This window comes from Demequina sediminis (assembly GCF_030296675.1).
GTDB lineage: Bacteria > Actinomycetota > Actinomycetes > Actinomycetales > Demequinaceae > Demequina > Demequina sediminis.
This window is the reverse complement of the sequence record NZ_AP027736.1, coordinates 1,369,906-1,392,796: the sequence shown is the minus strand read 5'-3', so window position 1 is coordinate 1,392,796 and position 22,891 is coordinate 1,369,906. Positions and strand designations below refer to the sequence as shown.

Sequence of the window (22,891 nt, the reverse complement as noted above, 5' to 3'; positions counted from 1 at the left end):
CGAGCAGGTCGAACACCTCATCGAACGCTTCTACGCCAAGGTCTAGCTCGACCCCGAAACGACGCAGGCGGTCTCGGCCATGCTCCATGCCAGGTTCGACGAGATGATGGCCGAAGGTGCCGCCGAACTCACCGACCTGGCGACACGACGAACCCAGCTCGAAGGCGAGCAGCACAAGCTGCTCCAGGCTCACTACGCCGGGGCGATCCCGCTCAACCTGCTCAAGAAGGAGCAGGACCGGATCACTTCGTCGTTGGAGACCATCGAGCATCGGATCAACGCTCACCACGGCCACTACGCCGACGCGCGGGCGAACCTCGACGACTCGCTGAAGCTGCTGTCGAACGCCGCCGACATCTACGAGCACGCCGACGCCGCGAACCGCAGGCTGTGCAACCAGGCACTGTTCAGGGCGATCTACATAGACGAGGACAACGACGTCTGCGTCGGCTACCGGAACCCGTACGACGGGCTGAGCGTCCCCGGCCTCCACGCCGACGCCCTGAGCTGGGCCGCCGAGGCAAAGAAAATGGGCCAGGCGCGAACCGCGACCAAGGGCGGACCCTTGGTCGCAAGTTCACACCTGACCCGTTTGGGGTGGCTAACGGGACTTGAACCCGCGGCCCCCGCGACCACAACGCGGTGCTCTACCAGCTGAGCTATAGCCACCATCGGCCCTTGCGCGAAGAGCCACGAAGTAGTGTACCCGGTCTACGGGGTTGGAGCGGACACGCGCGCCGCGGCCGCCTTGGCCTGCTCGGAGTCGGGGCCCGGCGAGGGGGCGAGCACGGTCTCGCGGTAGTACCGCAGCTCGGTGATCGAGTCGCGGATGTCGCCCAGCGCGCGGTGGCCGCCGGTCTTGGCCGGGGCCTGGAAGAACACCCGCGGGTACCAGCGGCGCACGAGCTCCTTGATCGAGCTGACGTCGACCACGCGATAGTGCAGGTGGCCCACGAGCTCGGGCATGTCGCGGTCGAGGAACATCCGGTCCATGCCCACGGTGTTGCCAGCGAGCGGCGACTTGCCGGCGACCGGGACGTGCGCGCGCACGTATTCGAGCACGCGCTCCTGCGCCTCGGCCATCGTCATGCCGCCGTCGAGCTCGGGCAGCAGGCCCGACTCGACGTGCATGTGGCGCACGAAGTCGCCCATCCCGTCGAGGGCCTCGGGGAGGGCTTGATGACCACGGAGACGCCGTCGCCCAACACGTTGAGCTCCGAGTCCGTCACCAAGCACGCGACCTCGATGAGCGCGTCCTTGCTGATGTCGAGGCCTGTCATCTCGCAATCGATCCACACGAGGGGGTGTCCGTCATGGCCCCCACCTTACCGACGGCCCGCGGGAACGATGCCGGGGTTGACACGGAGGGGCCGGCATGGTTGGTTAGTTGGTGAAGTAACTAACCAGGGTGGTCGCCGCGTCCGTGCGGCGAGCCTCACACGACACGAGAGGGGGAGCGCGTGGACGACGGCCGACCGATCTTTCAGCAGATCGCCGAGCAGCTCGAGGCGCGCATCCTCGACGGCTCGATGCCGGAGGAGTCCCAGGTGCCGTCCATCAACGAGCTCGCGGCCTTTCACCGGATCAACCCGGCGACCGCGCTCAAGGGGGTGAACCTGTTGGTGGACTCCGGCGTGCTGTACAAGCGCCGCGGCATCGGGATGTTCGTGGCGGGCGGCGCGCGCGAGCGGCTGCTGGCCGCGAGGCGCGACGAGTTTCGAGATGCCTACGTCCGTCCGCTCGTCGAGCGGGCCGCGACGCTGGGCCTGACACAGGGGCAGGTTGTGGACATGATCAGGAAGGAGGCGGCCACTTGACCGCCATCATCGAGGCCGAGCGCCTGAGTAGGACATACGGTGCGGTGTGCGCCGTCGACGATGTCAGCTTCGCGGTCGAGGAGGGCAGCGTGTGCGGCCTCCTGGGCCGCAACGGCGCGGGAAAGACCACCCTGCTCCAGCTGGTCACCGGCCAGGAGTTCGCCAGCGCCGGCGAGATCCGCGTCTTCGGCGAGCGACCGCTCGAGAATGCCGCGGTGCTGGGCCGCACGTGCCTGGTCAAGGAGTCTCAGACCTATCCCGACACGTTCAAGGGCGGCCACGTGCTGCGTGCCGCGTCGTGGGCATATGCGGACTGGGACGAGCCCTACGCGCGCCGGCTCGTCAGGGAGTTCGGCGTGCCGCTCGACCGGCGCATGAAGAAGCTCTCGCGCGGGCAGCGCTCCGCGATCGGTGTGATCGTCGGGCTCGCCTCCCGCGCGCCGCTCACGCTCTTCGACGAGCCGTATGCGGGACTCGACGCCGTCGCCAGGCAGCTGTTCTACGACCTCCTCCTCGACGACTACGCGAAGAACCCGCGGACCGTCGTGATGTCGACCCACCTCATCGACGAGGCCTCGCGGCTGCTCGATCGCGTCGTGGTGATCGACTCTGGTCGGGTGGTCATCGACGCCGAGGCCGAGGACCTCCGCGGCAGCGCCGTGAGCGTCGTGGGCAGGGCGTCGCAGGTCGACGCCTTCGTCGAGGGAAGATCCGTGCTGCGCCGCGACTGGGTGGGAGGGATCGCGTCGGCGACCGTCGACGGCATCAGCGAGGCGGACCGCGCCGAGGCTCTCGCCGCGGGTCTCGAGCTTGCTCCCGTGTCCCTGCAGGAACTCGTGGTGAGCCGCACGCGCGGCGACCAGGCGCAGGAGGTCTCCGCATGAGTGCCACGCTCGCACCCGCGATGCCCGCGTCGCGGCGCATCCTCAACGGCGCGCGCATCCACGCCGCCAACCCCGTCGCGACGCTCGTCACCCCGTGGCTCATCACGCTCGCGATCTTCGGAATGAACCTCGCGATCTGGTGGATCGTGACGAGCGTGGCCGACGAGGGCTCTCTCGAGCCCGACGCGTTCCAGTACAACGGCGGCGCGGCGTGGATCGTGTTCTACATGATGGTCGCGGCGACCATCGCGATGAACCAGACGTTCCGCTTCGCGGTGGGCCTGAGCGCGACCCGGCGTGACTACTACCTCGGCACGGTGCTCTTCTTCCTCGCGATGGCGGTGCTCTACTCGTTGGGGATGACGCTCCTGGCGGCCATCGAGCGCGCGACGGATGGGTGGGGAGTCGGCGGTCGCTTCTTCTCGCCCTTCTTCCTGCTCGAGGTCCCGTTGTGGCAGGTGGCGCTCGCGTATGCCGCCGCGATCACGTTCATGGCCATGCTCGGCGCCGCCGTGGCCTCCGTGTACGTGAGGTGGGGCTCGACCGGCATGCTGCTCTTCTTTGGGGCGCTCGGCGTGGTGCTGATCGGCGCGATCTACCTCGTGACGCGCGCGGATGCGTGGGGCGCGGTGGGCCGCTTCTTCGAGGGCTCGTCTCTCGTCGAGCTGTCGGGATGGGCGGTCGCGCTCGCCGGGGTATTCGCCCTCGTGGGGCATCTTCTGTTGCGGCGGGCATCCATCCGAAGCTGAGTACGTGACGCGGGCCGATGCCCGGGTGAGGTGACGCGGCAGTGTCACCCCACCCGGGCATCGGCCATTCTCGGAAAGTGAACACTCACATTCCGGCAGCCCGTGCAGCAGGCCTGAGGTGGCTGGTACCGTGCCGCACCAGGCCTCCGTTACACAACCGTGACCGAGAGCGGGTTGCGGGACGGGCAATTGTGAGCGCTAATATTCATCACACGGCACCGTTCCCGGTGCCGCGGGGCTATGCGCTCGACCCGGCAGTGTCGCCGGACCAGAACAGGGAGGTTCTGAGAAATGAACAAGCGTTTCCTTTCCACCATCGCGCTGGCAGGCGCAGCGGCGTTCGCGCTGACGGCCTGCTCGACGGATGCGGACCCGGGCTCGTCCGAGTCGCCGGCTGCGGGCGGCGGCGGAACTGAAGAGACCATCACCGTTGGCTTCGCCCAGACCGGCTCCGAGAGCGGCTGGCGTTCGGCCAACACCGAGTCGATGAAGGCCGCGTTCTCCGAGGAGAACGGCTTCGAGCTGATCTTCAACGCGGCGGACAACGACCCCGCCGCACAGATCGCCGCGGTGCGCAGCTTCATCAACCAGGGCGTCGACGCGATCGCCGCGGTCGTGATCGGCGGCACGCTGCTCACGGGTGGCCGCGGATACGTGCTGGGCTCGATGGTGGGTGTGTTCGTGTACGGCACCATCAAGACCATCATCTCGTTCATGGGTGCCGAGCAGTCGTGGATGCAGATCATCGTGGGAGCTCTCCTGCTGCTCTTCATCGTCGTGCAGCGGGCGATTGTGGCCCGTGCGGAGGGACGCCGTTAGGGACTCTTCCGCCGGGTTGCACGCCGCACCTCGTCTTCGCCCTGATAATGGGGGCGTGGACGAGGTGCGGCCTTTGCTGGAGCTCACCGGCGCGACGGTGCGCTTCGGTGTCGATGCGGCGTTGAACAACGTCAGCTTCCGGCTGTTCCCCGGCGAGGTGCACTCCCTCATGGGAGAGAACGGTGCGGGCAAGTCGACCCTCATCAAGGCCATCACGGGCGTGCTTCCGCTGAACGAGGGCGAGCTTCGACTCGACGGCGAACTAGTGACCTTCGCGACGCCGTACGAGGCGCAGCGAGCGGGCATCAGCACGGTCTACCAGGAGGTCGAGCTCCTGCCCAACCTCTCCGTCGCGGAGAACATCGGGCTCGGCCGCGAACAGCGACGCGGCGGAGTCATCAGCGCCAAGCGCATGCAGGCCCACGCGCGCGAGATCCTCGCGGAGCTGGGCCTCGACATCGACCCGGCGTCGACGCTCGGCACGCACTCGCTCGCGGTGCAGCAGCTGGTGTCGATCGCCCGCGCGCTGTCCGTCGACGTCAAGGTGCTCGTGCTCGACGAGCCCACGTCGAGCCTCGACCTCGACGAGGTCGCCGAGCTGTTCCGGATCATCCGCGAGCTGAAGTCGCGAGGCGTCGCGATCCTCTTCGTGTCGCACTTCCTTGACCAGGTCTACGAGGTCTGCGATCGCCTCACGGTGCTGCGCGACGGCGAGTTCGTGGGGAGTACCTCACGAACGAGCTGCTGCGGATCGACCTGGTCGAGAAGATGCTCGGCCGCAAGGCCGCCGAGCACCGCTCTCGCGACCGCGTCGAGGCCGCCGAGCCGGCGGCCTCCGTGGTCCTGCACGCGCGCGGGCTCACGGGCGGCCACGGCATCAGGGACGCGGACGTCGACATGGGCGAGGGCGAGGTGCTGGGCGTCGCGGGACTGCTGGGCTCGGGGCGCACGTCGCTCGCCCGTGCCCTGACGGGAGTGACGAAGGCTGAGGCGGGCATCATCCGCATCGAGCAGACGGACGTGAGCCTCGACTCGCCGCGCCGCGCGATGTCGCTCGGCGTCGTGTACTCGTCGGAGAACAGGCAGCGCGACGGGATCGTGGCGGAGCTCAGCATCCTCGACAACATCACGCTCGCGCTGCAGTCCGAGCGCGGGGTGTTCCGCCGCATCCCGCCGGCGAGCAGGCGAGAGCTCGCGGCGAGTTGGGTCGATGCGCTCGGCATCCGCCCGGCCGACCTCGATCGGCCCGTGGGCACGCTCTCGGGCGGCAACCAGCAGAAGGTGCTGCTCGCGAGGCTCCTCGCGCTGTCGCCTCGCGTGCTCGTGCTCGACGAGCCCACGCGCGGCATCGACGTGGGCGCCAAGGTCGAGATCCAGAATCTGGTGGGCGAGCTTGCCGACAACGGCATGTCCGTGATGTTCATCTCCGCGGAGCTCGAGGAGGTGCTGCGCGTGGGCGACCGCGTGGCGGTCCTACGGGACGGCAGAATCGTCGATACGGTCGCGGCAGGGGAGATGTCCAGCGCCGCGCTTCTCGCCCTGGTCGCGCAGCCCGACGAGGATCAGGAGTAGCACGTGGCGAATGAGAAGAGCGCCCGCGCCGCGAACATCTTTGACGTCGCGCGCCTCGCGGGAGTGTCTCATCAGACCGTCTCGCGCGTGCTCAACGGGCTGCCCAACGTGCGCCCGGCGACCAAGGAGCGCGTCGAGCAGGCGATCGCCCAGCTGCACTACAGCCCGTCGCCGGCGGCCCGCGCGCTCGTCACCCGCCGCACCCGGACCATCGGCCTCATCACCCCGAACAACGTCGACTATGGACCCGCGTCGATCGCGATGCACTTCAACCTCGCGGCGCGCGAGGCGCGCTACAGCGTCGACGCGGTGAGCACCGCGGGCGGAGACCCGACCGCCGTGAGGTCGGCCATCGAGGGCCTGCTGCGCCAGCGGGTCGACGCGGTGGTGGTGATCGTCGCCGAGGCCGCCGCTCTCGAGGTGGTGCGAGGACTCGACGTGGCCATCCCCGTCGTCGCCGCCGCCTCGACGCAGCGCCGGGGCCCGCGCATCGTCTCGATCGACCAGTACAGGGGAGCGCGCACCGCGGTGCGCCACCTCGCCGAGCTCGGCCACGCGCGCATCCTCCACGTCGCGGGTCCCGCGCACGCCCCTGACGCGACCGAGCGCGTGCGCGGCTGGCGCGATGAGCTCGCCGCGGGGCGGCTCGAGACGGTCGAGCCCACCCACGGTGACTGGACCGCTGCGAGCGGCCACGCGATCGGGATGGAGCTCGACATCGTGTCGGGCGATGCCGTCTTCGTGGGCAACGACCAGATGTCGATCGGGCTGATGTCTGCCCTGAGGCAGCGTGGGCTGCGCGTGCCGCACGACATCAGCATCGTGGGATTCGACGACATCCCCGAGGCGGGATTCCTCTACCCCCGCTCACGACCGTGCGCCAGGACTTCGAGGCGCTGGGACGCACGATCATGCAGAAGGTACTCGTCGCCCTCGAGGACACCGACGGCGAGACCACGGACACGCCGCTGCCCACGCACCTGGTGGTACGCGAGTCGACGCGGCCCGCCTAGCGCATCAGTCCTCGTCGGCGACGATGCTCGGGCGCGCGGAGAACGAGGCACGCCGGTACTGCGCGGGCCAGTAGTCGATCTCGACGCCCAGCTCGTGCGCGGCGCGCAGCGGCAGGTGCGGGTCCCGCATGAACTCCCTGCCGACGAACACGGCATCCGCCTGACCCGACGCGATGATGCTCTCCGCCTGGCGCGCCTCGACGATCTGCCCGACCGCGGTCGCCGCGATTCCGGAGCGCTCGCGAATCGCGCTCGCGTGCGCGACCTGATAGCCGAGGCCGGTGGGAATCCGCACGCCGGGGACCAGCCCGCCAGTCGAGGTGTCCACGAGGTCGGCACCTGCCTCGCGCAGCCACTGCGAGACCGTCACCGTGTCGTCGAGCGTCCACCCCTCGGGCTCGAGCCAATCGGTCGCGGACACGCGCACGAGGACGGGCACCTGATCGCCCGCGACCGCACGCACCTTGCGCACCACGTGCAGGAGCAGTCGCGCGCGTCCCACGAGGCCCGCTCCCCAGCGGTCCTCGCGGGTGTTCGACAGCGGGGACAGGAACTGGTGGAGCAGATAGCCGTGAGCGGCGTGGACCTCCAGCACGTCGAAGCCCGCCTCGAGCGACCGTCGCGCGGCCTCGCCGAACGCGTCGATCACGGCGGCGATGCCGTCCTCATCGAGCGCGGTGGGAGCGGCGTAGCCGTCGAAGGCCACCGCGGAGGGTGCGACGGTGTCCCAGCCACCCTCGGCGGCGGGCACGGTGCCCTCGCCGCTCCACTCGCGGTACGTGGACGCCTTGCGTCCCGCGTGCGCGAGCTGGATCGCCGCGACGGCCCCCTGGCCGTGAATGAAGTCGACGATGCGCGCCCACGCGTCGCGCTGCGCGTCGTTCCAGATGCCTGTGTCCCACGGCGAGATGCGGCCCTCGGGCAGCACCGCCGTCGCCTCGCTCATCACCAGGCCAGCGCCGCCGCGCGCGAAGGAGCCGAGGTGCACCAGGTGCCAGTCGTTCGGCGTGCCGTCCCTGTCCTCGCACGAGTACTGGCACAGCGGGCTCACCCACAGGCGGTTGCGGGTCGTGACGGAGCGGATCGCGAGGGGAGAGAACAGGGCAGACGTCATCAAGCTTCCTTACAGCTAGGGGGACGGGGTGCATCGTCGCGTTCCTCCGCGAGGTCAGCAACACCCCAGGGTCCTGGGAGATTCCGCGGGAGGGAGTCCGCGGCCGCGTCAGTCGCGCGCGAGCGCGAACCACATCGCGGGGATGAAGCCCACGATGGTGTCGACCGCGAAGTGTGGATCGTGAGGCTCGGGGCTCAGCAGCCACGCCCGCAGCGCGCCCACGGTGCCCTGGCTCACGAACGCGGCGGCCATCTCCAGGCGCACCAGGTCGGAACCGGCGGCACGCATGCCCGAGGCATCGGCATACGCGAGCAGCCCTCCCTCGAGGTGCGACGCGAGCAGCGCCGCAAGCACGGAGCCGTGAGCGCCCTCGGCGGGCGCCAGCCCGCACCGGTACACCGCGGCGTGGGCGAGCAGGTGCTGGACCAGCGAGAGCTCGGAGTCCCGCCAGATGCGCTCGACCTCGCCGGGGTCGGCTGTGACCTCCTCGAGGAAGTCGCTCCTGATCCGGTCGAGCTCGGCCTCAAGCGTGCGCGTGAGCAGCATCGACGGCGACGTCGCATGGTTGTAGAACGTCGCGCGGGTCACCCGCGCATGCCGTGCGATCTCGGTGACCGAGATGCGCTCGATCGGGCGCTCCGCCGCGAGCGCAAGCACCGCCGCCGCGAGGGCATCCGCGCTGCGGGTGAAGCGCGGGTCGTTGGTCACCGGGTGATCCTATCGGCGTCGCGCCGCCACGAGGGAAAACATCGTTCCAGTGGCGGCACGACGCCGGTCAGGCCGATGCTCCCTCGCCGACGCGCAGGGCGGTGAGGATCTCCTCGACCTGGGTCTTGGCGTCGCCGAACAGCATCGCCGAGTTCTCGCGGAAGAACAGCGGGTTCTGCACCCCGGCGTAGCCGGTGGCCATCGAGCGCTTGAACACGATGCACTGGGCCGCCTTCCACACCTCGAGCACGGGCATTCCGGCGAGCGGCGAGCCCGGGTCCTCGAGTGCGGAGGGGTTCACGACGTCGTTCGCGCCGATGACGAGCACGACGTCAGTCTCGGGGAAGTCGTCGTTGATCTCGTCCATCTCGAGCACGATGTCGTACGGCACGCGGGCCTCCGCGAGCAGCACGTTCATGTGGCCGGGCAGGCGGCCGGCGACGGGGTGGACGCCGAAGCGCACGGTGACCCCGTGGGCGCGCAACTTGTCGACCAGATCCGCGACGGGGTACTGGGCCTTCGCGACGGCCATGCCATAGCCGGGCACGATCACCACGGAGCGCGCGGCCGCGAGCATGTCGGCGACCTCGGTGGCGCTGACCTCGCGGTGCTCACCCTCCGGACCCGCCGCAGCGGCCTTGCCGCCCTCGGCGCCGAATCCTCCCAGGATCACCGAGAGGAACGCGCGGTTCATGGCCTTGCACATGAGGTAGGACAGGATCGCACCCGACGAGCCGACGAGCGCACCCGTGACGATCAGGAGGTCGTTGCTCAGCATGAGGCCGGCGGCGGCCGCCGCCCATCCCGAGTACGAGTTGAGCATCGACACGACCACGGGCATGTCGCCGCCGCCGATCGCGGCCACGAGGTGGACGCCGAGCGCCAGTGCGATCACGGTCATGAGGAGCAGCGGGACGATGCTGTGGCTCGCGAGGTACCACGCGAGCAGTCCTGCGCTGGCGAGGATCGCGCCCAGGTTGAGCAGGTTACGACCGGGCAGCATGAGCGGGTTCGACTTGATCTTCGCGGACAGCTTGAGGTACGCGACGATCGAGCCGGTGAACGTCACCGCGCCGATGAAGATGCCGAGGAACACCTCGACCTGGTGCACGGCATCGGCGCTCTCCGTGAGGTGAGAGTTGACGCCCACGAGCACCGCCGCGAGGCCCACGAAGCTGTGCAGGATCGCGATGAGCTCGGGCATCTGGGTCATCTCGACCGTGCGGGCCCTCCAGATGCCCACGCTCGCCCCGATCGCGAAGACGCACGCGATGAGGAGCGCGGTGACCAGCACCGAGCGCTCGGACACGTCGAGAGCGAGCACCACGGTGGCCGCGAGGGCGAGCACCATGCCCACCATGCCGAGCATGTTGCCGCGGCGCGCGGTCTCCTGCTTCGACAGTCCGGCGAGGGAGAGCACGAAGAGCACGGCGGCGACCACATAGGTGGCCTGCGCGAGGGAGGTGAGGGTCATGGCGCGTCCTTCCTGAACATCCCGAGCATCCGGTAGGTCACCAGGAATCCTCCGAAGATGTTGATGCTGGCGACGGCAGCCGCGATGAATGCGAGCGTGGACACCACGGCGTTCGACGAGCCGATCTGCAGGAGCGCGCCCACGAGGATGATTCCCGAGATCGCGTTGGTCTGCGACATGAGCGGCGTGTGCAGGGAGTGCTTGACGTTGGAGATCACGTAGAAGCCCACGATCACCGCGAGCGCGAACACCGTGAGGTGCTGGACCGTGGCGGAGTCCGCGACGGACAGCAGCAGCAGGGCCGCGACCGCGCCCAGGCCATAGCCGATGCTGCGGCGGCGGGCCTTGCGCTGTGCCGATTCGTGCGCGGCAAGGGCCTGCGCCACGAGCTCCTCCTCGGAGGGGCCCTGCGGTGCGGCGGGTGCCGCCGACACGGCCACGGGCGGCGGCGGCCACAGGATCTCGCCAGCGTGCGCGACGGTCATGCCGCGCTGCACCTGGTCGTCGAGGTCGAGCGCGAGCACGCCGTCCTTGGCGGGGGTGAGCAGGGCCATGAGGTGAACGATGTTGGTGCCGAACAGCTGCGAGGTGTGGCGCGGCATGCGGCTCGTGAGGTCGGTGTAGCCCACGATCGTCACGCCGTTGTCGCTGGTGACCACCTCGCCGGGCACGGTGAGTTCGCAGTTGCCGCCTCCCGAGGCGGCGAGGTCGACCACGACCGAGCCGGGACGCATGCCGGCGACCATCTCCGCGGTGATCGTGGTGGGGGCCGTGCCGCGCACGAGCGCCGTCGTGATGACCACGTCCGCCTTGGCGGCCTCGGCCGCATAGACGCGCATCGCGGCGTCCTGCTGCTCCTGGGTGAGCGGCTTGGCGTAGCCGTCCGCGCTCACCTCCTGCTGCGCCTCGGGGGCGGAGACGAAGACGCCGCCCATCGACTCGATCTGCTCGGCCACCTCGGGACGCACGTCGAACGCGCGCACCTGGGCGCCCAGGCTCGAGGCCGCGCCGATCGCCGCGAGGCCGGCGACGCCGGCACCGATAATGAAGACGGTCGCGGGGGCGGTCTTTCCCGCCGCGGTCACCTGTCCGGTGAACATGCCGCCGTACTGCTCGGCCGCCTCGATGACCGCGCGGTAGCCCGCGACGTTCGAGAGCGTGCTGAGCACGTCGATCGCCTGCGCGCGCGAGATGCGCGGGACCGCGTCGAGGGCGAGCGCCGTGACCGAGCGTGCGTTGAGCGCCTCGACCAGCGCGGGGTTCGATTGGGGGGACATCATCGACACGAGCGTGGCGCCCGTCGTGAGGCGTGCGACGTCGGCATCGGCCGGCGAGTTGACGCACGTCACGATGTCGGCGCTCCACGCGGCCGCCGCGTCGCCGAGCGTGGCGCCCGCTGCCACGTACTGCTCGTCGAGGAAGCTCGCCTGTGTGCCTGCGCTCGACTCGACGGTGACGTCGTAGCCCAGCTTGATGAGTCCGGCGACGGAGGCGGGACTCGCCGCGACCAGCCGCTCGCCCGCGCGCGTCTCCGCGGGGACACCTATCCGCATGGTTCTTCCACTTCTGCGCCCGGGGGCACCGGTCGGGGCCAGCCGCACGGGGCGACGGGCGGGGGCCGTGGCAAACGAACGGCCCGGCGAGAGGCGGTCGCGAGACCGCCGAGCTGCCGGGGTGTTCGCCCGCTCGCACTCTAGCCGAGCGCATCAGGGACCCCTCTGGTCCGAAGGGCCCGGGTGAGCGGGTGTGGTGGCGCCCCCGGCAGGACTCGAACCTGCAACCTACGGATTAGAAGGCCGTTGCTCTATCCATTGAGCTACGAGGGCCGGCGACGAAGGCCGCGGACACCAGGGTAGTGGCGGCGGTCCCTCACGGGCGAAATATCAGGGGATCCCCCCATGGACGGCGTGCTATACACCGAGCGTATAGTCGCGGCATGGACACGTCACCCGCCCTGTTGGGGCTCATCGCCGAGGGGCCGACCTACGGATACGACCTCAAGCAGCGCTACGACCGCGTCTTCGCGGGGCGGCGCATCGCGTTCGGGCAGATCTACGCCGCGCTCGCGCGGATGATCAGGGACGGGCTGATCGTCGCCCTCGGCGAGGAGGCGGGGGCCGGGCCGGCGCGCAAGCGCTACGAGGTGACGGCGGAGGGTCGCCGCCATCTTGAGGACTGGCTGCGCACCCCCGACGTGCCCTCGCCCGCGCTCGCGTCCAACCTGTTCGCCAAGACGGTGCTCGCGCTCATGCTCGATGACAACGCCGACCAGCTGCTCGACGTGCAGCGCGCCGCCCACCTGGCGCGCATGCGCGAGCTCACCACCCTCAAGCACTCCGCGCCGCTCCTCGAGCGGCTCGCGATCGACCACGCGCTGTTTCAGATCGAGGCCGACCTCCGCTGGATCGACGCGACCAGCGCGCGCCTCACCGACATGAAGAAGGAGCTGTCCGCTGATGGCTGACCTCGCCACCACCGCGCCCCTCATCAGGGCCACCGGCCTGCGCAAGAGCTTCGGGCCCACCGAGGCGCTGCGCGGCATCGACCTCGACATCGACAGGGGCGAGGTGGTCGCCGTCATGGGACCCTCCGGCTCCGGGAAGTCGACCCTGATCCACTGCCTCGCGGGTGTCCTCACGCCCGATGCGGGTGACGTGACCATCAACGGCACGGAGCTCGGTCGGCTCGATGCTGACGCCAGGGCGCGGTTGCGGCTCAAGGAGATCGGCTTCGTGTTCCAGTTCGGGCAGTTGCTGCCCGACCTCACCGCGGTCGACAACGTCGCGCTGCCCCTGCTCATGGGGGGCGCCTCCCGACGGGCCGCACGCGCCGAGTCCTACGCGTGGCTCGAGCGGCTGGGCCTGGGCGATCAGGGAGACAAGTTCCCCGGCCAGATGTCGGGAGGCCAGGCGCAGCGCGTCGCGATCGCCCGCGCCCTCGCGACCCGTCCCACGGTGCTGTTCGCCGACGAGCCCACGGGATCGCTCGACTCCGTGGCGGCGGAGTCCGTGCTCGAGACGATGCTCGACGTGGTGCGGGAGGCGCGCACCACGGTGCTCCTCATCACCCACGACCCGCGCACGGCCGCGTATGCGGACCGTGAGGTCATCGTGCGCGACGGTCGGCTCTCGGGCTCGGCACTCGTGGGGCGGTCATGAAGCCCGCCGCGGCGCGCTTGCTGCTGCTCGGCACCGCGTCCTCCGTGCGCCGCCTCGCGGCGATCAGCGCGGGCGTCGCGCTCGGTGTGGGCATGCTGCTGGTGCTCGTGGGTGCCTACACGCACATGCCCGCGCGGGACGACCGCATCGCATGGGCCGCGCCGGCCACGCCGTGGGACGCGGACCGACCCGAGGATCCTGCGCCCACGGATTCCACGGTGCTCACGACATTCGCGACGGATGTCAACGGTCTCGACTTCGTGACGCTCGTGGCGGTGGCGTCGACCCCCGACACGCAGGTCGCCTTCCCCGGCGGCATCACCCCACCCGCGCCGGGCGAGTTCTACGCGTCGCCCGCGCTCGCGGAGCGTCTCGCGGCGGTGCCCGCGGACCAGTGGAGCGACCGCTATGGCACGCTGATCGGCCTCCTACCCGACTCGACGCTGCAGGGTCCCAGCCAGCTGGTCGCCCTCACGGGGGCGGAGTGGGACGTGCTCGCGTCTGACCCGTCGGCGGTGCTCCAAGAGGAGTTCACGCAGACGGGTGGCAGGGCGGCCTCGCTCACGTATCGGTTCATCCTTGCGATCGGCGCCGTGTCGATTCTGGTGCCGATCATCCTGCTGGTGTCGATCGTGTCGCAGCTGGGTGCGGCCGAGCGGCGCGACCGGTTTGCGACTGTGCGCCTGATCGGCGCGGGCCGCAGGGCCATTGCCGCGGTGTCCGCGCTGGAGATGGCCGTCGCGGCCGGGTTGGGCGCGCTCGCGGGACTCGCGGTCGCCGCGGGGCTGGGGCCGCTCGCGGCGCGCATCCCGATCAACGGCGCGACGTCCTTCACCGCGGACCTTGCGCCCACGCCCGCGCTCGCCATCGGCGTGGTCGCGGGGGTGACGCTGCTCGCCGCGCTGACCGCATGGTGGCGCACGTATCGCGACGACGTGGGTGCGCCGGGCGCGGTGCGGGAGCGGGCGGAAAAGAAGGCAAGCGCGTGGCGTGCCGTGCCGCTCGCGGCAGGCCTCGCGGTCTACGCGCTCTCGGCCCTCGGCGCGCAGGCCGGGGTCCTCGGATCCGAGCTCGTCATGGTCGGCATGTTCGGTGGATTCGTCGTGGTCGCGCTCGGCATCGTGTTCGCGGGTCCCTGGCTGACCCGCGTGGTGAGCGCCGCGTTCGGCAGGGCGACGAGTTCCGCGACCGGCGTCGTGGCGGCCGGCCGCCTGTCTCGCCATCCGCGAGCGACCTTTCGTGCCGTGTCCGGACTGGTGGTCGCCGTGTTCATCGTCAGCACCTTCGCGGGAGCCGCGAGCGCGATCGAACGCATCGGCGAGCCGGGCCCCGAGCCTGGCGCGCTCGACGACGGCGCCGTCATCGCATGGCTGGATGAGGGGGCCGATGCCGCGGCCGTGCAGGGCGCGGTCGCCCGGGTCTCGGGCGTGGAGACGGTCGTCGTGGGCCATCGCGCCGCCGTGGCCGACGACAATCGGGTGGTGCTGTCGCCCGAGGACGCGCGCGCCATCGGCGCCGTGGACGTGCCCGACGCTTCCGCGGTGCTGGTGGACGCCCTCGAGATGATCGCGGCGGGCACGGGGCTCACCGATGCCGATGCCGTCGCGGCTCCCGAGCCCACCACCAGGGAGGACGGCCTCGAGCCGGCGTTGCTCGTCGCGGTGACAGACGGATCGCAGGCCGCCATGGCGCGTGCCCACACCGCGATCATGCTCGCCAACCCGTCGAGCCTGCCGCCCACCTCTCGCGCGCAGTTCGCGGCGAGCGGTTCCCTCGAGGTCACGCAGGAACTGAGCGTCATGGCGTACATCGGCATGGCGATCGCGATCGGGATCTCGGCCCTGTCGCTCACGGTGTCGACGGTCGCCGCGGCGATCGACAGGCGGCGCACGTTTGGGCTGCTGCGCCTGTCGGGTATGCCGGTGTCACAGCTGCGCGCCACCGTCGCGACCGAGGCGGCGGTTCCGCTCGGCGCGACCCTCGCCGTCTCCGCGGGACTGGGCTTCCTCGTGGCCTGGGTGATGATCGAGACGCTCGGCAACGGGCTCACGGTCTCGTGGCCCGACGCGCGCTACTGGATCGCGATGCTGGGCGCTGTCGCGCTCGCTGGCGTCGCCCTGATCGGCTCCTTCGGGCTCGTGCGCAAGGCGACGGAGGTGGAGACGACGCGCTTCGAGTAGGAGGCCGGCGCGGCCGATGGGGACGGCACAAGAGCGGCGCCGCGCGCGCGACGGTGGCGAAGCTGGGCGAGTCCTCGAGCCAGATCGGAGAGGTCGTCATGCTCATCACGCGGGTCGAGGAGCAGGCCTCGGTGCCGCAGGCGATGAGCCGCTCCGTGAGGGAGGCGGCGACAGGGGTTGAGTCGTCACGCAGGGGTAGGGCGGGGGCCCGCAGCGGGCGGCGGAGTCCAGCCCGCGGCGTGCCGGAGCGCGATGCCGTCGAGCAGGACGTCGATCGCGAAGGCGAACTCCGCATCGTCGTCGCACGACGGCCCCACCGCGGTGCCCGGGTCGTGCCTGGCCGCCATCGCGGATTCCAGCACCCGCGGCCAGCGCGACGCCATCGCTTCGAGCATCGCGGTCCGCACGGCGGGGTCCGCGGGCGGAGGGGAGAGGGCGCGAGCTCCTGAGTGAAGCCCCACACGCGGCTGCCGAGCGCGTGCATCGCGTGGTGCGTGAGGGAGGCGTCGAGGCCGCCGTCCCGCAGGATCGTGATCACGGACTCGAGGTGATCGAGCATCGCGGGGCTGGGTGCGGTCCTGGTCTCGAGCGCGCGCCACGCCCACGGATGACGATGGAGCGCGGCGCGCGTGCCGAGGATGCGCTCGCGAACGGCGTCCTGCCACCGCACGGGTGATCCCGCGGGGGCGGCGGCGGGGAGCTCGGCCAGGATCGCGTCCACCATGCGATCGAGCAGGGCGTCCTTGTCACGCACGTGCTTGTACAGCGCCATCGGCACCACGCCCAGTCGGTCGGCGAGCGACCGCATGCTGAGCGCGTCGAGGCCGTGCGCGTCGGCGAGCGCAATCGCCTCCCTCACCACCACGGCGCTCGTCAGGGTGGCCCGCCGCGCGCCGCCGGACACTCGTGCGCCGCGGGCGACTCGAGCATCGTCCCCCATGGTGCCTCCCGCGTGACTCTTGACGGTGTACGCCATACACCCTAGCGTTGGCCCAGAAGGTGTACGCCGTACACCTCGCACGGACTGGAGCCCCCGCATGACCCGTTCTCGCCGTCTCGCCGCGATCGCCGGCGCGTCGTACCTCTTCACCCACGTGACTTCCGTGGGGGCCGTGCTGCTCTACGGCCCGCTCCTCACCGACGACTCGTGGCTGGCCGCCGAGGGCGGGTCGGGTGCCCAGGTGCTGGGCGCCCTGCTCGACGTCGTGCTCGCCGCCGCGGTCGTCGCGACCGGCGCGACACTGCTCGCGCTGCTGCGCCGCCACGCCCCCGCGGCATCCGCGGGCTATGCACTGCTTCGCACGGCGGAGGCCGCCACGATCCTCGTCGGCGCTGCCGCCGTGCTGGGGGTGGTGGCGCTGCGCGGATCGGGTGCCGACGGCGCCGGCGCGGCCCTCGCCCTGCGCGAGCTGTACTCGGCGGCCTTCACGGTGGGGCCAGGGCTGCTGGTCGGCGTCCACACGGTGCTCCTCGCCGTGACCCTCGGGAGGCTGCGCGCGATCCCGGCGTGGATCCCCGTGCTCGGCGTCGCGGGGGCGGTGCTGGTGACGGTGTCCAACGTCGCGGTGCTGGCCGGATGGCAGGCGGACACGTCGACGCTTCGCGGCCTGGCGGCCGTCCCCATCTTCGCGTGGGAGATTGCGCTCGCCCTGACGCTGCTCATCAGGGGCCTGCGCTTGGGTGCCCCGGAGCAGGAGCGCCAGACCGCTCCCGCCTCTCCCCGTGCCTCCTGGTAAGTAGGCCCGCGCTACCCTGGGGGCATGGTCAGGAGAGGGTGCGTCGACGCATGAGCATGCGTCCGATCAAGACGTGGTCGTACCCCGGCAACCTCCTCGACGCCCTGGTCGATACCCGACGCGTGGTCGCGGGGGTCGAGCTGCCCCTGCCGACGCCCGGCGTCGAGGAGGCGCGCGAGACCATCCGGCGCACCCTCGACCAGCTGGATCACCACCTCATCCCGCGCGTGCGCGAGGAGGCCTCTCCCGCGATCGTCGTGGTCGCCGGCTCGACCGGGGCGGGCAAGTCGACCGTGGTCAATGCCCTGGTAGGTGAGCAGCTGACGCCGTCCGGCGTGCTGCGCCCCACGACGCGCATCCCTCATCTCTTCCACCACCCGCTCGACACACAGGTGCTCTCCGACGTCGCCAAGCGCGCGAAGGTGATCGCCACGGAGGCCGTGCCGCGCGGCCTCGCGTTGGTCGACTCGCCGGACCTCGACTCGGTGCGCGGCGAGAATCGCGAGGTCGCGCGCCTGCTGCTCGAGGCCGCCGACCTGTGGATCTTTGTCACGACCGCGGCGCGCTACGGCGATGCCGTGCCGTGGGAGGCGCTGCGCGAGGGGGCCGACCGTGGCGCGTCGATCGCGGTCGTGCTCAACCGCGTGACGGTCGACGTCGCCGCGCAGGTCAGGCGCGAACTCGTCGACCGGCTGACCTCGGAGCACCTCGAGTCGCTGCCGCTGTTCGTGATTCCCGAGGACACCACGCGCCAGGCGACCGTGCCGCGCGACGTCGTGGGCGGCCTGGGGCGCTGGCTCGACTCGGTCGCGGCGGCCTCGGCGACCACGATCGTCGAGCGCACGCTGCGCGGCGCGGCCGAGTCCGTCAAGGAGTGGCTCGAGACGCTCGCCGAGGCGATGGATGACCAGTCCGCGGCCGCGAAGGACGTGCGGTCCGAGGTGCGCCGATGCGCGGCGCAGGTCGAACAGGAGGGCGGCGACCGGTGGTGGGAGGGCATCCCCACCGGAGCGGTCACGACCCGCTGGGCGCAGGCGACCAGCGACGGCGGCGCGCTGTTCCGGCTGCGCTCGACCGCGTGGCACCGTCGCGGCCACGCGCGCGAGCAGCGCGACGCGGTCCTGCTCGCGATCTACGCCGACCTTCTCGAGGCGGTCGAATCCCGGCTGGTGGCGGCGGCATCGTCCGTCTCGGAGGCGATGGAGGAGACGTTGCGGCGCGCGGGCACCGGGGTCGGGCCGTGGCTCGCGGAGCGTCGCGACCCGCGCGACGCGCGCCAGGCCCGCGAGCGGCAGGCCGCGGATGCGGCGCGTCGATGGCTCCACCGGTGCGAGGAGATCGCCCTCGCGCTTCCCGGCGCGGACACGGGCGTGCGCATGGTCGGCGAGCCGGGCCTCACGACGACCCTCGCGAGCGCCGCGCTCGGCGTCGAGCCCGCGCGCACCGCGCTCATGGTGCTCACCTCGCAGGGCGTGGGCGCCGCGGTCGACGAGGCCCGTGCCGAGCTCGCCGCCGCGCGCCGTCACTGCGTCAACCGCGAGGCACTCGACATGATGCGTCCCACCGACATCCCGTCGCTCATGCCCGATGCCTCGGCCAAGATCCGCTTGCGCCGCGCCGAGCTCAGGGGGCTCATGTGAGCGTGAGCTTCGACCACCTTGCGCCGCGCGACGAGTCGGCGGTGCTGCGCGCGAGGGTCGATCGCCTGCGGTCCTCGCTGCACTGGGCCCGCGAGGCGATTCCCCTCGCGGTCAGGGACGAGCTTCACGCGACGGTCGACCGCTGCGAGGAGCGGCTGCGCCTCGGCATCGACTGGACCGTGATCGCTCTCGCGGGGGGACCGGGTCGGGCAAGTCGACGCTGTTCAACGCGCTCGTGGGCGTGCCGTTCGCGGTGCCGGGTGTGGCGCGACCCACGACCTCGCAGGTGAGCGCCGCGGTGTGGGGGCCCGACGATGCGGGCGCGCTGCTCGACTGGTTGGGGGTGGGCCGCGAGCGGCGACTGCGCCGTGAGGGCGCCGCCGGTGCCGCCGAGGACCCGCAGCTCTCCGGGCTCGTGCTGCTCGACCTGCCCGACCACGACTCGATCAACCCCCACAATCGCGAGCTTGTCGACACGATCATCCCGAGGGTCGACCTGCTCCTGTGGGTGGTGGACCCGCAGAAGTACGCCGATCACGCGATTCACTCGGGCTACCTGCGGGCGGCCTCGGATCACGGCCAGCCGTCGCTCGTAGTGCTCAACCACGTCGACAGGCTCACGACGGAGGACGGTTGGGCCGTGGCCCGCGACCTCCAGCGGCTGCTCGCCGAGGACGGCATGGTCGATGTTCCCGTCATGCCGCTCAGCGCGCGCACGGGCCAGGGCGTCGACGTGCTGAGGGCGGAGCTCGAGGGCGCGGTGCAGGCGCGGTCCGTGGCCGCCGATGCGGTGGCGGCCGACCTTGTCGAGGCAGGGCGCACGCTCGAGCGGGCGCTCGCGCGCGACGCCGACCCCGTCCTGCCCGATGTGCAGGAGCTGGTCGCCGCGCTCACCGCCGCCGCGGGCGTCGACGCGCGTGCCGAGGCCGCCGCCGCGGTGGTCGCCGGCCGGGGCACGACAGTGCCGGAGCCCACGCCCCTGCGCCGCGACGTCGTCGAGCGCGAACGCCTCGACTGGGTGGATGCCGCGTCCGAGGGGCTGCCCGTCACCTGGCGGATCGTGATCGGGGACGCCGTCGCGCCGGCGGACGAGCTCACGGAGCGCATCGATGCGGCGCTGTCCGACGTCGAGTGGCCGCCCGTCGCGCCCCACCGGTCGCTGTGGCGACGGCGAGCGCGCGCCGCGGCGCTGCGCAGGGAGATGATCGCGAGCGCCCACGCGGCCGTGCGTGGTGCGATCGAGCCGCTCGTGGTGCACCCCACGGCACTCATTCATCAGGCCTATCGCAACCTCGACGAGCTCACCGTCATTGCGCGTGCCGAGGCACCCGACAGGCGCGACGCCGCCGAGTGAATCTCTCGTGAACGGCCCGCGCTCCGTTCACTCGTGGGTCACCCGGGCAATGCCGGGACGATGCCGCGCGTTCCTGATGCGCACGTACGGCGCGTAGTTCCTCCCTCACCGGCGGCGCCGGTCCCCTCGCGGGGGCCGGCGCCGCCGTCGTGCGTGGCGATGTCCCCAGCCCCGACACCGGACGATGCCGTCCACGAGTTGGCGCGCGGGTCGCGCTCCGCGTCGAACACCTGGCGACGCTGGAGGGGCGCGCACGGTGCGCCACCAGGGAGGAAGACATGAACGAACTCACGATCACGGCTACGGGGTGGGCGGCCACCGACGTGCGGCTGACGCTGGGACAGGGGGACTCGCGATCGCGTCGTTCCGCCTTGCCACGACGCCGCGCTTCTACGACCGCGAACGCGGGCAGTGGGTCGACGGAACCACAGAGTGGTTCACGGTGCGACTGTTCCGCGGGGCCGCGCTGACGGTCGAGAAGTCGATCACCAAGGGGCAGCCCGTGGTGGTCACGGGACGGCTGCGCACCAGCAGGTGGGAGGCCAAGGAGGGCCCGCGCACGGACCTCATCATCGACGCCACGGCGGTGGGTCCGGACTGCACGCGGGGCACCGCGACCTTCACGAGGGCGACGGGAGACCCGGCGCTCACGGAGGCCGACACGACCGCGGCCGCGGCGGCGTTGGCGGCGGCGCGCGAGAGCGAGCCGTCCGGCGAGGTTGAGTCGTACGAGCTCGCCGAGGGCCCCGACGAGGAGCCCGCGGTCGAGGACGCAGACGAGCACTCCGACGAGCACTCCGACGAGCACTCCGTCGACACCGCCGAGGCGCTCGTGGGCCACTGAGCATGGCGTCCGCGCCGCCCCTGCCGGGCATCGTCCTCGCGTAGGCTAGGGGCGGCATGCGGGCGCCTCGCGCCCGCTCAGGACGAGTTGACGGAGCACCAGTGGCAGAGTTCATCTACACCATGCAGAAGGCGCGCAAGGCGCACGGCGACAAGGTCATCCTCGATGACGTGACGATGGCGTTCTACCCTGGCGCGAAGATCGGCGTGGTGGGACCCAACGGCGCGGGCAAGTCGACGATCCTCAAGATCATGGCCGGCATCGAGGAGCCGTCCAACGGCGAGGCGCGGCTGAGCCCCGGCTACTCGGTGGGCATCCTGCTCCAGGAGCCCCCTCTCAACGAGGACAAGGACGTGATCGGCAACATCCGCGAGGGTGTCGGCGAGATCCACGCGAAGCTCGAGCGGTTCAACGCGATCTCCGAGGAGATGGCGAGCCCCGACGCGGACTTCGACACGCTGCTCGCGGAGATGGGCACCCTGCAGGAGGAGCTGGACCACGCCGACGCGTGGGACCTCGACTCTCAGCTCGAGCAGGCGATGGACGCGCTGCGCTGCCCGCCGCCGGACGCGGACGTCAGCGTGCTGTCCGGCGGTGAGCGCCGTCGCGTCGCGCTGTGCAAGCTGCTCCTCGAGAAGCCCGACCTGCTGCTCCTCGACGAGCCCACCAACCACCTTGACGCCGAGTCCGTGCTGTGGCTCGAGCAGCACCTCGCCAAGTACCCCGGCGCCGTGTTGGCCGTCACCCACGACCGCTACTTCCTCGACCACGTCGCGCAGTGGATCTGCGAGGTCGACCGGGGCCGCCTATACCCGTACGAGGGCAACTACTCGACCTACCTCGAGAAGAAGCAGGAGCGCCTGCAGGTGCAGGGCAAGAAGGACGCCAAGCTGGCAAAGCGCCTCAAGGACGAGCTCGAGTGGGTGCGCTCGAACGCGAAGGGGCGCCAGACCAAGTCGAAGGCGCGACTTGCGCGCTATGAGGAGATGGCGGCCGAGGCCGACCGGACCAGGAAGCTCGACTTCGAGGAGATCCAGATCCCGCCGGGCCCGCGCCTGGGATCCGTGGTCATCGAGGCCAAGGACCTCAACAAGGGATTCGGCGACCGCACGCTCATCGATGGGCTGTCCTTCACGCTGCCGCGCAACGGCATCGTCGGCGTGATCGGCCCCAACGGCGTGGGTAAGACCACGCTCTTCAAGACCATCGTGGGCCTCGAGCCGCTCGACGGTGGCGAGCTCAAGGTCGGCGAGACCGTCAAGATCTCGTATGTCGACCAGAGCCGTGGCGGGATTGATCCCAAGAAGTCGCTGTGGGAGGTCGTCTCCGACGGACTCGACTACATCAACGTGGGCAAGGTCGAGATGCCGTCGCGCGCGTACGTGAGCGCATTCGGATTCAAGGGCCCCGACCAGCAGAAGCCCGCCGGCGTGCTCTCGGGCGGCGAGCGCAACCGCCTCAACCTCGCGCTCACGCTCAAGGAGGGCGGCAACGTGCTGCTGCTCGACGAGCCGACCAACGACCTCGACGTCGAGACGCTCGGCTCGCTCGAGAACGCGCTGCTCGAGTTCCCCGGCTGCGCCGTGGTGGTCTCCCACGACCGCTGGTTCCTCGACCGCGTCGCGACCCACATCCTCGCGTACGAGGGCACCGAGGAGAACCCGGGCAATTGGTTCTGGTTCGAGGGCAACTTCGAGTCGTACGAGGCCAACAAGGTCGAGCGGCTCGGGGCCGACGCCGCTCGCCCGCACCGCGTCACGTACCGCAAGCTCACGCGCGACTGACACCCGACTGACGCGCACCGCGACGGCCTCATCCGCAAGCCGGGT

The 22,891-nt window shown here is 70.9% G+C and carries 20 protein-coding genes, 2 tRNA genes and 3 pseudogenes; 16 read left to right on the top strand and 9 right to left on the bottom strand.

The annotated features are described in order from the left end of the window. Nucleotides 1-593 precede the first annotated feature (593 nt). Nucleotides 594-669: transfer RNA gene (locus QUE44_RS07085), tRNA-His, on the bottom strand. A gap of 42 nt (nt 670-711) precedes the next feature. Then, nucleotides 712-1,280 (bottom strand): annotated as a pseudogene (gene orn, locus QUE44_RS07080) (oligoribonuclease). Nucleotides 1,281-1,460: 180 nt separating this feature from the next. Between orn and QUE44_RS07075 the strand changes: the two are divergent. From QUE44_RS07075 to QUE44_RS07045, 7 genes and pseudogenes are all read left to right on the top strand, one after another. Next, nucleotides 1,461-1,817, top strand: a complete 357-nt coding sequence (locus tag QUE44_RS07075; RefSeq protein ID WP_286213814.1) for a GntR family transcriptional regulator — start codon at nt 1,461-1,463, stop codon at nt 1,815-1,817. Then, nucleotides 1,814-2,701: an ABC transporter ATP-binding protein gene (locus tag QUE44_RS07070; RefSeq protein WP_286213813.1), complete on the top strand. Its 888-nt coding sequence runs from the start codon at nt 1,814-1,816 to the stop codon at nt 2,699-2,701. The genes QUE44_RS07075 and QUE44_RS07070 overlap by 4 nt, the downstream gene beginning before the upstream one ends. Next, nucleotides 2,698-3,450, top strand: coding sequence for a hypothetical protein (locus QUE44_RS07065; RefSeq protein WP_286213812.1), 753 nt, complete (start codon nt 2,698-2,700; stop codon nt 3,448-3,450). The genes QUE44_RS07070 and QUE44_RS07065 overlap by 4 nt, the downstream gene beginning before the upstream one ends. A 291-nt stretch (nt 3,451-3,741) precedes the next feature. After that, entirely contained in the window at nt 3,742-4,269 is a 528-nt protein-coding gene (locus QUE44_RS14070; protein ID WP_345379767.1) for a hypothetical protein, read from the top strand. Between the two features lie 55 nt (nt 4,270-4,324). After that, on the top strand, nt 4,325-5,239 hold the full coding sequence (locus tag QUE44_RS07055; RefSeq protein WP_286213810.1) for an ATP-binding cassette domain-containing protein: 915 nt from the start codon (nt 4,325-4,327) through the stop codon (nt 5,237-5,239). After that, nucleotides 5,167-5,841 (top strand): ATP-binding cassette domain-containing protein, encoded by a 675-nt coding sequence (locus QUE44_RS07050; protein ID WP_286213809.1) that lies wholly within the window; start codon nt 5,167-5,169, stop codon nt 5,839-5,841. Before QUE44_RS07055 ends, QUE44_RS07050 begins: the two co-directional genes overlap by 73 nt. 3 nt (nt 5,842-5,844) lie before the next feature. Then, nucleotides 5,845-6,854 (top strand): annotated as a pseudogene (locus tag QUE44_RS07045) (LacI family DNA-binding transcriptional regulator). 4 nt (nt 6,855-6,858) lie between these two features. On the opposite strand, the gene QUE44_RS07035 reads toward QUE44_RS07045, so the two are convergent. The 5 genes from QUE44_RS07035 to QUE44_RS07015 all read right to left on the bottom strand — a co-directional run bounded on the left by QUE44_RS07035 (nt 6,859) and on the right by QUE44_RS07015 (nt 11,976). Continuing rightward, nucleotides 6,859-7,968, bottom strand: coding sequence for an NADH:flavin oxidoreductase/NADH oxidase (locus tag QUE44_RS07035; RefSeq protein WP_286213807.1), 1,110 nt, complete (start codon nt 7,966-7,968; stop codon nt 6,859-6,861). Nucleotides 7,969-8,076: 108 nt separating this feature from the next. Then, the gene (locus QUE44_RS07030; RefSeq protein ID WP_286213806.1) at nt 8,077-8,676 is read right to left on the bottom strand and encodes a TetR/AcrR family transcriptional regulator; all 600 of its coding nucleotides are present in this window, start codon (nt 8,674-8,676) and stop codon (nt 8,077-8,079) included. Between the two features lie 67 nt (nt 8,677-8,743). Then, on the bottom strand, nt 8,744-10,150 hold the full coding sequence (pntB, locus tag QUE44_RS07025) for a Re/Si-specific NAD(P)(+) transhydrogenase subunit beta (protein WP_286213805.1): 1,407 nt from the start codon (nt 10,148-10,150) through the stop codon (nt 8,744-8,746). Then, nucleotides 10,147-11,703 (bottom strand): Re/Si-specific NAD(P)(+) transhydrogenase subunit alpha, encoded by a 1,557-nt coding sequence (locus tag QUE44_RS07020; RefSeq protein ID WP_286213804.1) that lies wholly within the window; start codon nt 11,701-11,703, stop codon nt 10,147-10,149. The genes pntB and QUE44_RS07020 overlap by 4 nt, the downstream gene beginning before the upstream one ends. 197 nt (nt 11,704-11,900) lie before the next feature. Beyond that, a tRNA-Arg gene (locus QUE44_RS07015) sits at nt 11,901-11,976 on the bottom strand. Nucleotides 11,977-12,086: 110 nt separating this feature from the next. Between QUE44_RS07015 and QUE44_RS07010 the strand changes: the two genes are divergently transcribed. From QUE44_RS07010 to QUE44_RS07000, 3 genes are read left to right on the top strand one after another with little or no spacing between them, the layout of a single operon-like run. After that, nucleotides 12,087-12,614: a PadR family transcriptional regulator gene (locus tag QUE44_RS07010; protein WP_286213803.1), complete on the top strand. Its 528-nt coding sequence runs from the start codon at nt 12,087-12,089 to the stop codon at nt 12,612-12,614. Beyond that, nucleotides 12,607-13,308: an ABC transporter ATP-binding protein gene (locus tag QUE44_RS07005; RefSeq protein ID WP_286213802.1), complete on the top strand. Its 702-nt coding sequence runs from the start codon at nt 12,607-12,609 to the stop codon at nt 13,306-13,308. The genes QUE44_RS07010 and QUE44_RS07005 overlap by 8 nt, the downstream gene beginning before the upstream one ends. Beyond that, nucleotides 13,305-15,488, top strand: coding sequence for an ABC transporter permease (locus tag QUE44_RS07000; RefSeq protein WP_286213801.1), 2,184 nt, complete (start codon nt 13,305-13,307; stop codon nt 15,486-15,488). Before QUE44_RS07005 ends, QUE44_RS07000 begins: the two co-directional genes overlap by 4 nt. A 185-nt stretch (nt 15,489-15,673) precedes the next feature. Here the strand turns inward: QUE44_RS07000 and QUE44_RS06995 are convergent, their stop codons facing one another. Further along, the gene (locus QUE44_RS06995; protein WP_286216798.1) at nt 15,674-15,871 is read right to left on the bottom strand and encodes a hypothetical protein; all 198 of its coding nucleotides are present in this window, start codon (nt 15,869-15,871) and stop codon (nt 15,674-15,676) included. Between the two features lie 122 nt (nt 15,872-15,993). After that, a pseudogene (locus QUE44_RS06990) lies at nt 15,994-16,296 on the bottom strand (TetR/AcrR family transcriptional regulator C-terminal domain-containing protein); the annotation flags it as partial. A gap of 229 nt (nt 16,297-16,525) precedes the next feature. On the opposite strand from QUE44_RS06990, the gene QUE44_RS06985 reads away from it, so the two are divergent. From QUE44_RS06985 to ettA, 6 genes are all read left to right on the top strand, one after another. Then, nucleotides 16,526-17,224, top strand: coding sequence for a DUF4386 domain-containing protein (locus QUE44_RS06985; RefSeq protein WP_286213800.1), 699 nt, complete (start codon nt 16,526-16,528; stop codon nt 17,222-17,224). Nucleotides 17,225-17,274: 50 nt separating this feature from the next. Continuing rightward, on the top strand, nt 17,275-18,864 hold the full coding sequence (locus tag QUE44_RS06980) for a dynamin family protein (protein ID WP_286213799.1): 1,590 nt from the start codon (nt 17,275-17,277) through the stop codon (nt 18,862-18,864). A 2-nt stretch (nt 18,865-18,866) separates the two neighbouring features. Continuing rightward, nucleotides 18,867-19,154 carry a hypothetical protein gene (locus QUE44_RS06975; RefSeq protein WP_286213798.1) on the top strand — a complete coding sequence of 96 codons (288 nt, stop codon included), beginning with the start codon at nt 18,867-18,869 and terminating at the stop codon, nt 19,152-19,154. After that, complete coding sequence (locus tag QUE44_RS06970) at nt 19,100-20,218, top strand: P-loop NTPase family protein (protein WP_286213797.1); 1,119 nt, start codon at nt 19,100-19,102, stop codon at nt 20,216-20,218. Before QUE44_RS06975 ends, QUE44_RS06970 begins: the two co-directional genes overlap by 55 nt. Nucleotides 20,219-20,525: 307 nt before the next feature. Further along, nucleotides 20,526-21,062 (top strand): single-stranded DNA-binding protein, encoded by a 537-nt coding sequence (locus QUE44_RS06965; protein WP_286213795.1) that lies wholly within the window; start codon nt 20,526-20,528, stop codon nt 21,060-21,062. 101 nt (nt 21,063-21,163) lie between these two features. After that, nucleotides 21,164-22,846 carry an energy-dependent translational throttle protein EttA gene (gene ettA, locus QUE44_RS06960; protein ID WP_286213793.1) on the top strand — a complete coding sequence of 561 codons (1,683 nt, stop codon included), beginning with the start codon at nt 21,164-21,166 and terminating at the stop codon, nt 22,844-22,846. The last annotated feature ends 45 nt before the right edge of the window (nt 22,847-22,891 follow it).